16 protein-coding genes, 1 tRNA gene and 1 riboswitch are annotated in these 15251 nt (G+C 60.8%); of the genes, 8 read left to right on the forward strand and 9 right to left on the reverse strand.

All coding sequences use genetic code 11. The annotated features are described in order from the left end of the window. Positions 1-10 precede the first annotated feature (10 nt). Positions 11-1360, forward strand: coding sequence for an MATE family efflux transporter (locus FHT73_RS16900; RefSeq protein WP_112608035.1), 1350 nt, complete (start codon positions 11-13; stop codon positions 1358-1360). On the opposite strand, the gene FHT73_RS16905 is transcribed toward FHT73_RS16900, so the two are convergent. Together FHT73_RS16905 and FHT73_RS16910 are read right to left on the reverse strand one after the other, a co-directional pair. Next, positions 1336-2424: a quinone-dependent dihydroorotate dehydrogenase gene (locus tag FHT73_RS16905; RefSeq protein WP_112608033.1), complete on the reverse strand. Its 1089-nt coding sequence runs from the start codon at positions 2422-2424 to the stop codon at positions 1336-1338. The two genes, FHT73_RS16900 and FHT73_RS16905, sit on opposite strands and share 25 nt — an antisense overlap. Continuing rightward, positions 2421-2777, reverse strand: coding sequence for a DUF952 domain-containing protein (locus FHT73_RS16910; RefSeq protein WP_183713641.1), 357 nt, complete (start codon positions 2775-2777; stop codon positions 2421-2423). Before FHT73_RS16910 ends, FHT73_RS16905 begins: the two co-directional genes overlap by 4 nt. Positions 2778-2882: 105 nt before the next feature. On the opposite strand from FHT73_RS16910, the gene FHT73_RS16915 reads away from it, so the two are divergent. From FHT73_RS16915 to FHT73_RS16930, 4 genes are all read left to right on the forward strand, one after another. After that, positions 2883-3311: a hypothetical protein gene (locus FHT73_RS16915; RefSeq protein WP_112336836.1), complete on the forward strand. Its 429-nt coding sequence runs from the start codon at positions 2883-2885 to the stop codon at positions 3309-3311. A gap of 139 nt (positions 3312-3450) precedes the next feature. Next, positions 3451-4116 (forward strand): helix-turn-helix transcriptional regulator, encoded by a 666-nt coding sequence (locus FHT73_RS16920; protein WP_183713147.1) that lies wholly within the window; start codon positions 3451-3453, stop codon positions 4114-4116. A 15-nt stretch (positions 4117-4131) separates the two neighbouring features. Next, positions 4132-5337, forward strand: coding sequence for a hypothetical protein (locus tag FHT73_RS16925; RefSeq protein ID WP_183713151.1), 1206 nt, complete (start codon positions 4132-4134; stop codon positions 5335-5337). 78 nt (positions 5338-5415) lie between these two features. Further along, complete coding sequence (locus tag FHT73_RS16930; protein ID WP_015338732.1) at positions 5416-5829, forward strand: tellurite resistance TerB family protein; 414 nt, start codon at positions 5416-5418, stop codon at positions 5827-5829. Positions 5830-5883: 54 nt separating this feature from the next. On the opposite strand, the gene FHT73_RS16935 is transcribed toward FHT73_RS16930, so the two are convergent. The 3 genes from FHT73_RS16935 to FHT73_RS16945 all read right to left on the reverse strand — a co-directional run bounded on the left by FHT73_RS16935 (position 5884) and on the right by FHT73_RS16945 (position 8812). Next, on the reverse strand, positions 5884-6759 hold the full coding sequence (locus FHT73_RS16935) for a transporter substrate-binding domain-containing protein (RefSeq protein ID WP_183713154.1): 876 nt from the start codon (positions 6757-6759) through the stop codon (positions 5884-5886). 135 nt (positions 6760-6894) lie between these two features. Next, positions 6895-7470 carry an acyltransferase gene (locus FHT73_RS16940; protein WP_183713157.1) on the reverse strand — a complete coding sequence of 192 codons (576 nt, stop codon included), beginning with the start codon at positions 7468-7470 and terminating at the stop codon, positions 6895-6897. Positions 7471-7588: 118 nt separating this feature from the next. Next, a complete protein-coding gene (locus FHT73_RS16945) occupies positions 7589-8812 on the reverse strand; it encodes an MFS transporter (RefSeq protein ID WP_183713160.1) in 1224 nt (407 codons plus the stop codon). 101 nt (positions 8813-8913) lie between these two features. Between FHT73_RS16945 and FHT73_RS16950 the strand changes: the two genes are divergently transcribed. Further along, positions 8914-9822 carry a LysR family transcriptional regulator gene (locus tag FHT73_RS16950; RefSeq protein WP_183713163.1) on the forward strand — a complete coding sequence of 303 codons (909 nt, stop codon included), beginning with the start codon at positions 8914-8916 and terminating at the stop codon, positions 9820-9822. A gap of 6 nt (positions 9823-9828) precedes the next feature. Here the strand turns inward: FHT73_RS16950 and FHT73_RS16955 are convergent. Together FHT73_RS16955 and FHT73_RS16960 are read right to left on the reverse strand one after the other, a co-directional pair. Beyond that, positions 9829-9902 (reverse strand) — tRNA-Gly (locus FHT73_RS16955). A gap of 58 nt (positions 9903-9960) precedes the next feature. Continuing rightward, on the reverse strand, positions 9961-11055 hold the full coding sequence (locus FHT73_RS16960; protein ID WP_069611245.1) for a 2'-deoxycytidine 5'-triphosphate deaminase: 1095 nt from the start codon (positions 11053-11055) through the stop codon (positions 9961-9963). A gap of 72 nt (positions 11056-11127) precedes the next feature. After that, a riboswitch (SAM riboswitch) is annotated at positions 11128-11206 on the forward strand. Between the two features lie 43 nt (positions 11207-11249). Here FHT73_RS16960 and FHT73_RS16965 point away from each other — a divergent pair. Then, positions 11250-12437: an O-succinylhomoserine sulfhydrylase gene (locus FHT73_RS16965; protein ID WP_183713166.1), complete on the forward strand. Its 1188-nt coding sequence runs from the start codon at positions 11250-11252 to the stop codon at positions 12435-12437. A gap of 64 nt (positions 12438-12501) precedes the next feature. On the opposite strand, the gene FHT73_RS16970 is transcribed toward FHT73_RS16965, so the two are convergent. Next, entirely contained in the window at positions 12502-13215 is a 714-nt protein-coding gene (locus tag FHT73_RS16970) for a DNA helicase (protein ID WP_183713169.1), read from the reverse strand. Positions 13216-13826: 611 nt separating this feature from the next. On the opposite strand from FHT73_RS16970, the gene apaG reads away from it, so the two are divergent. Next, positions 13827-14219 (forward strand): Co2+/Mg2+ efflux protein ApaG, encoded by a 393-nt coding sequence (gene apaG / locus FHT73_RS16975; RefSeq protein WP_015338724.1) that lies wholly within the window; start codon positions 13827-13829, stop codon positions 14217-14219. A 6-nt stretch (positions 14220-14225) separates the two neighbouring features. Here apaG and FHT73_RS16980 read toward each other — a convergent pair whose 3' ends face one another. After that, complete coding sequence (locus FHT73_RS16980; protein WP_112336595.1) at positions 14226-15215, reverse strand: Hsp33 family molecular chaperone; 990 nt, start codon at positions 15213-15215, stop codon at positions 14226-14228. Positions 15216-15251 lie beyond the last annotated feature (36 nt).

Raw genomic sequence — 15251 nt, forward strand, 5'->3', positions numbered from 1 at the left:
GTAACGCAGCATGGATATTCAGCAGAGGAGCGTAAGGGTCCTACCCTTCGACGTGACGCATCGGCTGGTGCTGTCGATCGCGATTCCGATGACGCTCGGCTTCATGACCACGCCACTGCTCGGCCTTGTCGATACCGCCGTCGTCGGACATATGGGCCAGCCGGACGCCCTGGCGGGGCTTGCGATCGGCGCCGTGCTCTTCGACCTTCTTTTTGCAAGCTTCAACTTCCTGCGTGCCTCGACGACCGGCCTGACAGCTCAGGCCTATGGCCGCCATGATCGACGCGAACAGCAAGCCGTGTTCTGGCGGGCACTGATATCGGCGCTCGGCTGCGGTATCCTGATCGTCATTCTTTCGCCGCTGCTGCTCTGGATCGGTATCAAGCTGATGGGGCCGGAAGGCGGCATTGCCGATGCAACGCGCACCTATTTCTCTATCCGTATGCTCTCCGGCCCGGCGGCGCTTGCCAATTACGCGCTGCTCGGCTTCGTGCTCGGCCGCGGCCAAGGCCGCATCGGGCTCTTGCTGCAGACCGTCATCAACGGCGTCAACATCGTGCTCGCCATCCTGCTCGGGCTCCATCTTGCCTGGGGTGTGGCCGGCGTTGCCTGGGGTACCCTGATCGGCGAGGCGAGCGGCATGCTGCTCGGTCTTTTCATCGTGCTGCGCAGCTTTGCCGGCGAGGAGCGGCCGGCGCGCACAGAATTGTTCTCGCGCGCCAAGCTCACACAGCTCTTCGCGCTCAATCGCGATATCCTCATCCGCACCTTCGTTCTGATCGGCGCCTTCACGCTGATGACGCGCATCGGCAACAGTTTTGGTGCGGTCATGCTCGCCGCCAATGCCGTATTGATGAACTTCTTTTTGTTATCCGGCTACTATCTCGACGGTCTCGCCAATGCCGCCGAGCAGATCACCGGCCGCTCGATCGGCGCCAATTATAGGCCGGCCTTCGAGCGCGGGTTGAAGCTGACCGCACTCTGGTCCTTCGGGCTGGCGCTTGCCGCCGCAATTTTCTTCTTCATGGTCGGGCCGGCGCTGATCCGCCTACTGACAACATCCGAAGAGGTGCGCCTCGCTGCGGAGACCTATCTGCCCTGGGCAGCGATCACGGGCCTGACCGGCGCGCTCGCCTTCCTGATGGACGGGGTCTTCATCGGCGCCACATGGTCACGCGAGATGCGCAACAAGATGCTACTCTCCTTCGGCGGCTATCTCATAGCGCTGGCCATCCTCGTGCCAACGCTCGGCAATCACGGCCTATGGATGGCCATGAATGCCTTCCTGCTGTTTCGTGGCATCTTCCTGGCCATGGGCCTGAAGAAGCGGGCGGATCAGACGTTCCGGTTCGCCCAGTAATCCAGCTTGGCGTCGCGCAGGTCGCGGATCGAGCCGGCACGCTCGCGGTCAAGCAGCTTCGACAGGCCAAGGACGATCTGTCCCGGCAGGCCGGGGCCTTCGTAAACCATGCAGGAATAGAGCTGCACCAGATCGGCTCCGGCCTTGATCTTCTCCAGCGCCGTCTCTGCCGATGATACGCCACCGACGCCGATAATCGGCAATGCGGCACCCACGCGGCGGCGCATTTTGGCGAGCACCACGGTCGATTTTTCAAAGACCGGCTTGCCGGAAAGGCCGCCTACCTCCTTGGCCTGGCGCTGATCCTTTAACCCATCGCGCGATAGCGTGGTGTTGGAGACGATCAGACCGTCAAGCACGTGAGACAAAGCTTCGGCGGCGATATCGTCCATGCCTTCCTCGGTCAGATCCGGAGCGATCTTGAGAAAGACGGGAATGCGCTTGCCGGCCTTTGCCGCTTCCTCGTCGCGGGCGGCAAGCACGGCCGACAGCAGGGCCGACAGGCTTTCGCGCGCCTGCAGATCGCGCAGGCCCGGCGTATTCGGCGAGGAGATATTAGCGGTGAAATAGCGCGCCACGGAGTAGAAGCGGCGGATGCCGGCGACATAATCGGCAATACGATCGGCACTGTCCTTGTTGGCGCCGATGTTGACACCAATGATGCCATTGCCGCGAATAGTTTTGAGGCGCTGGAAAGCCGCTTCATGGCCCTCATTGTTGAAGCCGAGGCGGTTGATGACGCCTTCGTCTTCAATCAGGCGGAAGATGCGCGGACGTGGGTTGCCCGACTGCGCCTTCGGCGTGACAGTGCCGATTTCGGTAAAGCCGAATCCGAGTTTCAGCAATGCCTCCGGCACTTCCGCATTCTTGTCGTAGCCGGCGGCCATGCCGATGGGGTTGGCAAAATCGAGCCCGGCCACGGTCTGGCGCAGGCGAGGATCGGCGTTGATACGGCAGGTCGGAACCAGCCCCGATTTCAACGCCGCTATCGACATGCCGTGAGCGGTTTCCGGATCGAACAGGAACAGGCCGCGCCGGCCGAGATCGCGAAAGGCGCCGATCATTCCGACATCTCCGGAAAGATGTGAGCGCCATCATCACCGATCGGCAGCGGCCTTTCCCAGAGCACGGCCGAAAGCGGCAAAGGCGCATAGAGATGCGGGAAGAGATCGCCGCCGCGCGAGGGTTCGAAAACCAACTTCTCGCCAAGCGCATCGCCATCGATCGCGACGAGCAGCAGCCCGGTCTGACCTGCGAAATAGAGCTCGGCGGTTTTCTTTGCCTGCTTCGCGGTGGAGAGATGAATGTAGCCGTCGGTCAGATCGATCGCCGCGCCATGAAAAACGCCGGTTTGTCTGGCTTGCTGCCAGAGCGTGTCCGGCACGATCTTGTAAACCACTGGCATGGCGATCATCATCCCTCTGTAAAGCTGTGCTGATAGGGCTTTGCACGAAAACATCAGCCGATGTCCACGGTTTCCGTGATGGATTTGGGGTTTAACGCAGAAAATCCGGAGGATGACATGACGAAGGAACTGAAAATCGGCCTTGCGGCCATGCTTCTGCCCGCTGCTTTTCTTCTCTCCACACCGACTTTGTCGGCCGAACCGGATGCGGAACGCTTCCAGCTGGAGCGCAGCGGCGATCACTTCATCCGGCTCGACAAGCAGACCGGCGCGATGTCGATCTGCCAGGATCAGGGCGGCAATCTCGTCTGCCGCATGGCCGCCGACGAGCGCACAGCCTATGACGATGAGCTGGACCGGCTTTCCGACCGCGTAACGAAGCTGGAAAAAAACGTTGCCGCAAACAAGGGCTCAAGCCTGCCCGACGATGCCGAGATCGACCGCACGCTCGGCATCATGCAGAAATTCATGCGCGGCTTCATGGGCATGGCGAAGGAATTCCAGAACGAGCAGCCGGATGTCAAGCCGCAGCCACAGAAGACCTGACGCCGAAAAAGGCGCCGCCGCGAAAGCACGGGGATAAAGGACCCTATTCCTATGCCGGTCTTTACTCGCCAAAATGCCTCGGTTAACGTTTTCTAAGGAGCACAGCGCCGGGGAGCCGGCGCGCGGATACCGAGCGGTGATGCTGTCACACGAACAGATATGGGGTGCGATCGACCGGCTTGCGGAGCGGCATGCCTTGACCCCTTCCGGGCTTGCCCGCCGCGCCGGGCTTGACGCTACCTCCTTCAACAAATCGAAGCGGCTGAGCCAGGACGGACGTCTCCGCTGGCCATCGACGGAATCGATCGCCAAGATCCTGGATGCGACCGGAGCAAGCCTGGAACAATTCCTGAGCTTTATCCGCCCGGCCGAGCCACTGACCACAACAGTCGTGAACGGAATCCTGCCCTCCGGCACCTCCATCCCGCTGATCGGCTTCGCCCAGGCGGGGGCTGGCGGCTTCTTCGATGATGGCGGCTTTCCCGCCGGCCAGGGCTGGGACATGGTGGAGTTTCCGGTTGCCGCGGCACAGAGGGCCGGCGTCTATGCGCTGGAGGTGCAGGGCGAAAGCATGTTGCCGCTTTATCGCGACGGGGATATTCTGATCGTCGAGCCGGGAGCCCAGATCAGAAAGAACGACCGCGTCGTCGTGAAGACCCGAGAGGGCGAAGTCATGGCCAAGGTCCTGTTGCGGCAGAGCGCCAAGTCGATCGAGCTTTTGTCGCTCAATCCGGAACACCCCAACCGCAGCTTCGATCTTGCGGATGTGGAATGGATTGCCCGGATCATATGGGCCAGTCAATAGGAAAGTTTTCTCGTTATGCGTCGTGATATTTGGCACGCAGGTGTGGCAGGCGCGGTCGTGGGTTCTTGGTTGACCCTGGTCGCGGTACAGTTCGCGGGACATGGCTTCGATTTGCACGGCCGTGGCAACTCGACTGCAGACAATAAACCAGCTGCGACGACGCAGAGCGACACCGCCAAGGCCGAAACCACGCTGCCAAAGGCTATCGAGGCACCCAAGCCTGCCGAAGCGACGAAGGATAAAGCAACAGTCCTGGCGACGGCGTCCCCTTCGACAAGCAGCTCCGACAGCAGCCCCGAGCTGTCTGCGACTGTCATGGCGGCGGCTGCCGCGGCGAGTGCCGGCGACGATACGAAGGTCGAGGAAAACAAGACGGCGGCGGAGCCGGTGAAGCAACAGGACACCAAGGTTCCAACTGATCCCGCGCGCTCCAACGACATGTCGACGAAGCCAGAGGAAGCACAAGCATCGCCGCCCGCAGCAGATACCGTCAACGGCAAGGGCGCTGCCGCGCCTGCATCGCAGCCAAATGAGGCCAAGCCGGACAAGACGGCTGTTACTTCATCGGACACAGCATCTTCCGGTGAGGCCAAGGCCGATCCTGCTCCGGACAACCGGATACCTGCCGATCAGATCGACAGGCAAACGGCGGCGGCCGAACATCGAACCCTATCGCCGGTATCGCCGCAGCAGCAGGCTCAGCCCATGCCTCAGTCTGAACCTCAGCCTCAATCCGAACAAGCAGCGATTGATCCCGCATCCAAGCTGCAGGAGCAGACGACGACGATCGAACTCGTCCGTCCATTCTCTGATCAGGCTGGTATATTGACTATCGGTGGTAGAAGCGTGCAGCTCACCGGTATCATTCCGACCGATGTCGACCGGATGTGTACCGGCCCGAGCGGAAAGGACTGGCCCTGCGGCCAGGCAGCACGCACGGCATTCCGCATGTATCTGCGCGGACGCTCCATCGATTGCGACGTGCCCGATGCCAATTGGAAAGGCACGGCCAAGGGCACCTGCCGCTATGTCCGGGTCGATCTCAGCGCCTGGCTGGTCCGCTTCGGCTGGGCCGATCCGGAACCGGGTTCGCCGCTCACGGCTCTCGTCGATGAAGCCAAGGAAAAGAAGCGCGGCATCTACGGCGACGACCCACGCAAGAGCGGAAAATCGACGCTTGCACCGCCTCCGGTCAAGGAAGACCCGCTCAATCCCATCTGACGCCTTGCTTCCGCCACCAGCTTTTGCCATGAGATGCGCGACTTTTCAGTCTGCCAAATTCAAAGGACTTCGCCTGTCATGAACAAGCCGCTTTCTGCTCACGAGGCCCTGATCTACGTTATGGTACTGGCCTCGGCCGTCGACCGCACGATGAACGACCGGGAACTCAGCCGCATCGGAGAGCTCATTCACGCCCTGCCGGTCTTCAAGGGGTTCGACGACGAGAAGCTGATTTCCGTATCCCGCGATTGCGCCAAGCTGCTTTCGAACAATGAGGGATTGGACATCGTGCTCGAAACCGTGCGCGATACGCTTCCTGCACGTCTGTACGACACGGCCTATGCGCTCGCCGTCGAAGTCGCTTCGGCCGACCTGTCGGTCAAGGCCGAGGAATTGCGCCTGCTCAGCCTGCTCCGCGACCGCCTGGGCCTCGATAAGCTGACCTGTGCGGCCATCGAGCGCAGCGCGATCGCCCGCTATCGCAAGGCCTGAGGCATTACGCATTCCGGACGGAAAACCGCTGCGCGGTTTCCTGAAACTGCTGAATCAGTAAAGCCCGTAAGGAAAATAGCGCAGATAGATTTCCTGGAGCCTGCCATCCCGCGACAGGGTGGCAAGCGCATGATTGATCGCCGCCGTCAGATCGGCATCCTGCTGGCGCAGCATGATGGTCATGCCTTCGCCGAGAAATTGCTGCGACAGGTAGGGGCCGTCAAACAGAGAGCAGCATTTTTCCGCCGCCGGCGACGAGACCCAGAAGGAAAGCTGCAGGCCATCGGCAAATGCCGCATCGACCTTGCCGTCCTTGACGGCGGCCAGAAGCCCATCCTTGTCATCGAAGGGCACCGGCTTGATCGCCGGGAAGAAGGCCGCCAGCATCGCGGCGTGCACCGTTCCCTTGACGACGCCGACCGGATGTCCCGAGAGCGAGGCGGCGGTCGTGCCGCTGATGGATGCCTTGAGATTGCGCACGAAGCGGGCCGGCAACATCAGGAAAGGCCGTGAAAAGGCGAAAGTCTTGCGCAGCTCGGGCGTAACCGCCACGCCGGCGATGATGGCATCGCCCTGCGAAGCGGCAAGTGCGCCCTGCAATTCGCCGAAGGGCAAGGCCTGGATCTGGCATTTGTCCGATATTGCCAGCTCATCGCAGATCTTGCGCGCCAGCTCGACATGGAAGCCGGTGAGCTTGCCGTTCTGATCGAGGAAGTTGAAGGGCGGAAAGTCGATCGATGTCAGGAAGCGCAGCCTGACCAGTGAGGACAGATCCGGCTTCGGCAGGCGCTCACGCGCATCGAACAGGATCGGCAGGCTCTGCGGCTTCGTCTCCTGAGCGGCAAGCGGCACGGTGCAGGATAGAGAGATCAAGGCCGCAAGCGCCAGATGCCGGGCGACTGACATGATCGACGAAAGGCAAACACGCATGGTCTCGATACGGCCTCCGGTCGTGGATGCACATTCTGATTCACGAATCCGATGTAGCAGAGACAGGCCGCAGGGGGAATATCGCGCTGTTAATGATGACCGAAGCAGCGCCGGGATGGGTGGCGTTGGAGCCTTTTATTTTTTCGGCAGAACGAGCCGTTCAATCTTTCCCGATTGGCTGTCTTCCGCCTCTCCGCGCCGTTTCAACAGCCTTGCAGGAGCGCCGACATAGATGCCGTAAGGCTTGGTCCGGCCCTTGACGACGGCGTTGGCGCCGATAACGCATCCCTTGGCGATATGGGAACCACCGAGGATCTTGGCGCCCGCCCCTATCCAGACATCGTCCTCAATGACGATCGGCTTCTTCGTCACGCCCTGAAGGCGGATCGGCTGCGAGATATCATCGAAATTGTGATCGAAGGATACGATCATTGCATGGGCGGCGATGCGCACATCATTGCCGATCACAATCCCGCCGCGGCCGAGCAGAATGCTGTAGTCGTTGAAGGAGACATGGTCGCCGATTTCGATGTTGCCTTCTTGCGCATCGATGATGACGCCCTTGCGGAAATGCACTCTTTCCCCGATGCGGACATCGCCTCGCTTCCAGATGATTTTAGTGCCGAGAGGTACTTTGGTGCTGCGGGCAATCTTCAGCGCACCGCTTCGAAAGAGCGCTCTCAACCTGTAAAACCATGCAATGCCACGCATTTCGACGCTCCTGACAAGGAGCGCCCGTTCTTACACGCTTGTCTGACGCCCGCTTGAATGCGCTACAGATGGCGATGCGGCAGTGCATTCGCAAGTGCGGTCGCGTTGCCTGCGCTGTTTAGATGCGCGCGGCAAGGCCTGTGATCAAAGCAATCACGCCGAAGCCCGCGGCCCCTGCACAGACGGCAACCCAGCCGCCGAAATCCCAGGCGGTTCCGGCAAGAGCCGATCCCAGCGCGCCGCCGAGAAAGAATATGCCGACGAAGAGACCGTTGATGCGGCCGCGGGCTTCCGGCTTCAGGAGATTGACGGCGCGACGACCCAGGGTCTGATCGCCTGTGACGCCGACATCGAGCAAGACCGCGCTGACGCCCAGAAGGATCAATAGCGCCACAGAGTCGCCAGACCGTATTCCACCCACCCAGGCAGCCAGCGCCATGGCGGCAAGTACGATCAGATGCGACGCCAATGTCGCCGTCCGCGTCCAGCCGCTGTCGCCCATGCGGCCGAAGACGGAAGTCGCGGCAGCCCCGCCGGCGCCCACGAGGGCAAACAGTGCGATGCCGGACTGGCCGAGTGAGAATGGTGGCTGCGCGAGACGCAGGGCAACGGATGTCCAGAACAGGCTGAAGCTCGCCATCATCAAGGCTGCCGTGAAGGCACGCAGCCGCAGCACCGGCTCCTCCCGCAGGAGCCCGAAGAGCGAACCGATCAAGGCCCCGTAACTCGCGTTGATCAGAGGGCGTCGCTCCGGCAGGCGTAAGGCAAGCACAGCGGCGAGCAGTGCAAGCGTTGCGGCACTCAAGGCATAGAAACTTCTCCAGCCCCAAAAGTCGGCAATCAGGCTCGCCAACGGGCGCGAGACAAGAATGCCGACCATGACGCCGCTCATGACATTGCCGATAACCTGGCCACGATGTTCAGGCGGCGCCATCGCTGCCGCGATCGGCACGAGGATCTGGATGGCGGAACAAGCTGCTCCCAGCAGGAAGAGGAAGATCAGAAGGCTCCAGCCCGTCGGTGCGAAGGCGGCGGCAATAGCCATGACCAGAGCCGAGAGAAGCATGCGCAGCACCAGCTGCCGGTTTTCCATGAGATCTGCCAGCGGCACCAGAAAGAACAGGCCGGCGGCATAGCCGAGCAGCGAAGCCATGGCCACCAGGCCGGCACCGCTTTCGGAAAAGCCGAGCGACGGGCCGATGATGCCGACCAGCGTCTGAGGCGCAAAGAGATTGAGGATGATAACGCCGGTGGCGATGGCGAACAACAAGGTCGAAGGAGCAGCCGTTGTGGAAACCTCTTCCTCCGGCTCGCTCGTCATGTGTTCGGGGACTTGCGACATAAGCTCTCCAATAATCTTTGATAATAATGATAGCCATGTGTATCGCCTTGTCGCATAATGCGGCAATTGAAATGAACTAATAATGATTATGCGAGTTCGGCATGAACATTCATGATCTGGAAGCCTTCGTCGCCGTGGTGGAAACGGGTTCGATTGTTGCCGCCTCGGCGCGCATCAATCTGACCCAGCCCGGCATCACCCGACGCATACAGAACCTGGAAGACAGCCTCGGCATCGCCTTGCTCGACCGGCAGTCAAAGCCCCTGCGGCCGACCGCGGCAGGCCGCGAGGCCTACGAGCATGGGCGCCGCGTGTTGCGCTCGCTCGACGATCTCAAGGCCGGGGTTTCGCCCGGCGGTGCGATCGGCGGCGAATTCCGTCTCGGGATCATGCCCTATCTTTCCGAAGCGGCTTTATCCGCTCCGCTTGATGAGTTGCGCAGTCAGTTTCCGCAATTGACGCTGCGCATCGTCACTGGCTGGTCGCCGCAACTGATCGAGCAGGTCGCTCACAGCCAGCTCGATGCGGCAACCGTCTGCCTGCCGGAGGGGGTGCAGCCGCCGGATAATGTCGTCGGCGAGATGCTCGGAGTCCATGCCGTCATTCTCGTCGCGGCGCCTTCGCTTGGCGTCCCCAAGCAACCGAGGCTTGAGGATCTTTCCCGTTTTCCCTGGATCATGAACCAGAGCGGCTGCGGCTTCCGCGCCTTCATTCAGCATCGCTTCGAAGCCGAGCGCCTGCCCTTCGACGTCGGGGTCGAGGCCATGAGCGCCGATCTGCGCATGTCGCTGGTCGCGCGCGGGCTCGGCATCGGCGTCTTGACGCCGGCGGCATTGGCGCACAGCCGCTGGCGCGATTTGGTCGAAATCGTCGAGGCACCGGATTTCAGCCCGAAAGTCGTCAACTGGCTGGTGCATCGTCCGCCAGCCGGGCGGCTGGCGCGGCCGATCGCAATCTTTGGAGATGCGCTAAAGGAAGCGCTGAAATCGAAGAGACCGCTTCTTGCGTGAAGATTATGGAGCGGGTGAAGGGAATCGAACCCTCGTATTCAGCTTGGGAAGCTGCTGCTCTACCATTGAGCTACACCCGCCTGACACCCTGAGATGTCCAACAGTTGGCGGCCTCTGTCAAGGCCGGTCAGCGACGGATCACAGCCGGAAATGCTTCGAAAGCTTCAGGCCCTGTGCCTGATAGTTCGAGCCGAGGCCGGAGCCGTAGAGGCTGCTTGGCTGTTCCAGCATGTGTTCGTAGATCAGGCGGCCAACGATCTGGCCGTCCTCGAGGATGAAGGGCACTTCATGGCTGCGCACTTCCAGCACGGCGCGGCTGCCGCGGCCTCCGGCCGGTGCATGGCCGAAGCCCGGATCGAAGAAGCCGGCATAGTGGACGCGGAATTCGCCGACCAGCGGATCGAACGGCGTCATTTCGGCGGCGAAATGCGGGGGAACATGCACCGCCTCGCGCGAGACGAGTATATAGAACTCATCGGGATCGAGGATCAGCTCGGTGCGCCCCCGGCTGTAGAGCGGCTCCCAAAAATCGAAAATATCGTGCTGGGCCTTCTTGTCGACGTCGACGACGGCCGTGTGGTGCTTGCCGCGATAGCCGATCAGCCCTTCCTTGTCGCCGGCAAGATCGATCGACAATGCGATGCCGCCGCCGGTGATATTCGGCTTCTTGCTGGCAACCAGCGTCTCGCTCTCGTGCAGCGCCAGTAGCTCCGGCTCGGTGAGCAGGGCCTGGCCGACGCGGAAGCGGATCTGCGACAGGCGCGAGCCGCGACGTACGACGATCGGGAAGGTACGTGGGCTGATTTCGAGATAGAGCGGGCCGGAATAGCCTGCCGGGATCTTATCGAACTCCTGCGCACGATCGGTGATGACGCGGGTGAAGATGTCGAGACGGCCGGTCGAGCTCTTCGGATTGGCCGATGCCGACATATCTTCGGGCAGGTCCAGGCGCTCCATCAACGGTACGATATAGACGCAGCCGGTCTCCAGCACCGCGCCTTCCGAGAGATCGACGACATGCAGCTTTAGCCGGTCAAGCTTGTCGGCGACCAGATGCGAGGGGCCGGGCATGAAGCTGGCACGGACGCGGAAAGCATGCGAGCCGAGCCTGAGGTCAAGGCTTGCCGGCTGGATCTGATCGACGTCCAGTTCTCTCTCGCTCGTCAGCCGCCCTGTTTCAAATAGCGCTGCAATGGCCCGGTCGGCCAGAATTCCAGTATTGCGAGCCATCATGCTTCTCTCATAATTTGCCGCAGACAAAACCAAACTCAGGGAATTGACGCAAGCCGTCAACGGCAGTATTGCAACTTATCCCGTGGTGATTTGGCCGGTCGGCTTGCAGCCACGTTAAACAAATGGCTAAAAAGACCGGGGTTGAACCGGTCTGCTTTTGCGACCGGTTTTTTTGTTTTGAAAGTGGTGATGGCATGAGCAAGACTTGGCGCCCCGCAACCCAGCTCGTTCACGGCGGAACACTCCGTTCGCAATTCGGCGAGACCTCCGAAGCAATCTATCTGACCCAGGGCTTCGTCTATGACACCTCGGAAGCGGCGGAAGCCCGCTTCAAGGGCGAAACGGATGGGTTCATCTACGCGCGCTACGGCAGCCCGACCAACGACATGTTCGAAAAGCGCATGTGCGCTCTCGAAGGCGCTGAAGACGCCCGCGCCACCGCGTCCGGCATGGCCGCCGTTTCTGCCGCCATCCTCTGCCAGCTGAAGGCCGGCGATCATATCGTTGCCGCCCGTGCGCTCTTCGGCTCGTGCCGCTGGGTGGTCGAGACGCTCGCGCCGAAATACGGCATCGAATGCACGCTGGTTGATGGCCGTTTCACCGAGAACTGGGAAAAGGCCATCCGGCCGAACACCAAGGTCTTCTTCCTCGAAAGCCCGACCAATCCGACGCTGGAAGTGGTCGATATCGCCGCTGTCGCCAACCTCGCCAACCAGATCGGCGCCAAGGTCGTGGTCGACAACGTCTTTGCAACGCCGCTCTTCCAGAAGCCGCTGGAACTCGGCGCTCATATCGTCGTCTATTCCGCCACCAAGCATATCGACGGCCAGGGCCGTTCGCTCGGCGGCGTCATCCTCTCCGACAAGCAGTGGATCGACGAGAACCTGCAGGACTATTTCCGCCATACCGGCCCGGCCATGTCGCCCTTTACCGCCTGGACGCTGCTGAAGGGCATCGAGACGCTGCCGCTGCGCGTTGCGCAGCAGACGGCGAATGCCTCCAAGGTTGCCGATTTCCTCGCCGAGCAGACGGGCAAGGTCGCCCGCGTGATCTATCCCGGCCGAAAGGATCACCCGCAGGCCGATATCATCGCCAAGCAGATGAGCGGCGGCTCGACGCTGGTTGCCTTCGAGCTGAAGGGCGGCAAGGAAGCGGCCTTCAAGCTGCAGAACGCGCTGGAGATCGTGAAGATCTCCAACAATCTCGGCGACTCGAAGAGCCTGATCACGCATCCTGCCACGACGACGCACAAGAACCTCACCGACGAGGCCCGCGCCGAGCTCGGCATTTCGCCGGGCACCGTGCGCTTCTCCGCCGGCATCGAGGACAGCGCCGATCTGGTCGAAGATTTCGCTCGCGCGCTCGAGCAGGTTTCCGCCTGATATCAGTCGAGCCGCCCGGATTTTCTCCAGGCGGCTCGATTGCCTTTAGACAATTGGCAGCCCGTCAGCTGGCGACCTTGAATTCGACCAGGCCGTTGTTCAGGAAGACCATCTTGTCGAACAGCTTGAGATCCAGGGGATTCGGCAGGCGAATATCCGCAAGATCGGGCACGGGCTTCAACGCCGGATCGTAGGAACGGTCGATCTGCGAGATGAAGACGACGATAACGCCTCTGGCGCGTGCAAACGTCTTCAATATCTGAACCTGGATCATTAATTCCGGATTCTCCCGCTTCTGATCCAGTAGTTGCAGAAAATCGACCACGGCCAGCGTGCCAGGCGATGCCTGAGCCAGCCTCTCCACGATATAATCGGCGCTGATGGCATCCGAATTATCGAACTCGAATAGATCAGCAAATTCCGCATGATCGGCACCGATGACCGGGAAACGGTCCAGAACGACCTTTTCGGTGTCTTCCAACGTGAAGAAGATGCCACGGTTGCCAGCCTTCATGGCGTCGACGGCGAGCCTCAGGCTCATCAGGGTCTTGCCGTGACCGCGCCGTGCGCCGATCAGCACCAGATCGCCCGGGCTTAAACGCGAATACAGCTCGCCGACGGGCACGGCTGAGTTCGTTTTGCTCGCAAGCAAACTCCAGCCTCCGAAACCCTCGACGGCCGCGACGCGATCCAGCGCGGCGTGCAAGGGGATGTTCTGCTGGCGGGACAGGAGCCTCGCCTTACGTTTCAAATGATAAACAGGGGCAGAAAGCCTCATATAAACCTCCTATTGCGAGCAATGACCGCAACCCCTCCTTATGCCAGGCGCTCAAACAGTCGGTTTGGATATCGACGGCCCTGCATGAAATATACTTTCCCGAATGGAGGGGGGAGGCATGGGCGATGCCAGAATCAGATGATAGCCGAAATCCTGCTGCAGGGGAATCTCATGCAAGTCCTGTCGGAGGAACATATAAAAGGAATGGGGGTTATATGGCCTGGAGGTTTTGATGCCGGGCGATCAGGTTGACCATCGATCACAGAAGTCCACGGACAATCGTGGCAAGCGTTTCCTGAGTGCGGAGGATGCGCCTACCTCTACTCCGGCAGATAAGATCAAATCACGGTGATCTAGGATACTTGGAGACGACTTGGTTAACCTTCCACATGAACCGTAATAGCTGGCATCGAAACCGTCCCAACCGTTCACGCAAGATTTCATTACGTCGTTCCTTGACGGAAACCATCGGTTATAGGATACCGCTAAATATCCTGCACTTTGCGGGAATGGTGGAAAGCGGATAATATGCCGCAAACTTGAAAATGCTGAAACGGCGATGCGGCTTCAAGGAGCGCTCTACGTTTCAGGGCAGTGGCAAGGTGTCAGGCATGTATCGCGCCCTAACACGCGACATCGAGGTGGTTGTAGAGCCGTTTTATCTGGAGGAGCAATCCGATCCGGATGATGACCGTTATGTCTGGGGATACCGCATCGTCATTTCCAACCACTCGAAGGAAGCCGTGAAGCTGGTAACGCGCTATTGGCACATCACCGACATGAATGGCATCGTGGATGAAGTGACAGGCCCCGGCGTGGTCGGCGAGCAGCCGCACCTAAAGCCCGGCGATACCTATGAATATTCCTCGGGCTGTCCACTTGATACACCATCAGGCATGATGTTCGGTCATTACCAGATGGAAACGGACGGCGGGGAGCAATTCCATGTCAAGATCCCCGCCTTTTCACTGGATACGCCTAACCTGCTGCGCACGCTGAACTGAGCGACCTCAGGCCACCTCTATTTCCGACACTTCGAAGCGATAGGTCGTCGAGCAGAACTCGCAGGTGACGGCGATCTCGCCATTCTCCTGGCTGGCCTCGATCTCCTCGGCTGAGAAACCTTTCAAGACGCCCTTCAGCTTGTCGCGCGAGCACGAACAGCGGTCATAGACGGCCTTCGGTTCATAGACGCGGACGCCGCGCTCGTGGAAGAGGCGATAGAGAAGCCGCTCGGTGCCGACCTGCGGATCCGTCAGCTCATCTGCATCGATGGTTTCCACCAGGCTGCGCGCTTCCGCCCAGGCATCATCCTCGGCATGATCGCGCCCACCGGTATCGCCATCGCCGCCATGCAGGTCCGGCTGGCGCATGCGCTCGGGCGCTTCCGGCAAGAACTGCGCGATCAGGCCGCCGGCACGCCAGCGGTGACGCGGCTTGCCGTTCTCATCGCGATCGAAGAGCTCTGCCGCGCCCAGACGCACGCGCGTCGGGATCTGTTCCGACTGGCGGAAATAGGTGCCGGCGATCTCTTCGAGCGAGGCACCATCAAGCGCGACGATACCCTGATAAGGTTGGCTGAAACGGCCCTGATCGATGGTGAAGGCGAGCACGCCCTTGCCGAGCAGCTGTTCCGGCTCGGTTCTGCCTTCCGCAACTGCCTTTGCCAGCGCTTCTTCATTGAAACGCGCATAGGCCCGAACGTTTTCCGGCGTCGAGAAATCGGCGACCAGAAGGTCGACGGGACCGTCGCCCTTGGTCTGCACGGTGAACTTGCCTTCGAATTTCAGCGACGTACCGAGCAGGACGGTCAGGACGATGGCTTCGGCGAGCAGCCGCGCGACCGGCGTCGGATAATCGTGCCGGGCAAGGATCGCGTCCAGCAGCGGACCGAGCTGCACGGCACGGCCGCGCACGTCCAGACCTTCCACCTGGAAGGGAACGACGTGATCGTCACCGGCGAAATCAAACTGACCCAGCGAGGCTGCATTTTCGGCCATTGCTTTACTCCTACTGCGCCCGCGCCCTTAAAACGC

It is taken from the genome of Rhizobium sp. BK098, from assembly GCF_014193155.1.
Classification (GTDB): Bacteria; Pseudomonadota; Alphaproteobacteria; order Rhizobiales; family Rhizobiaceae; genus Rhizobium.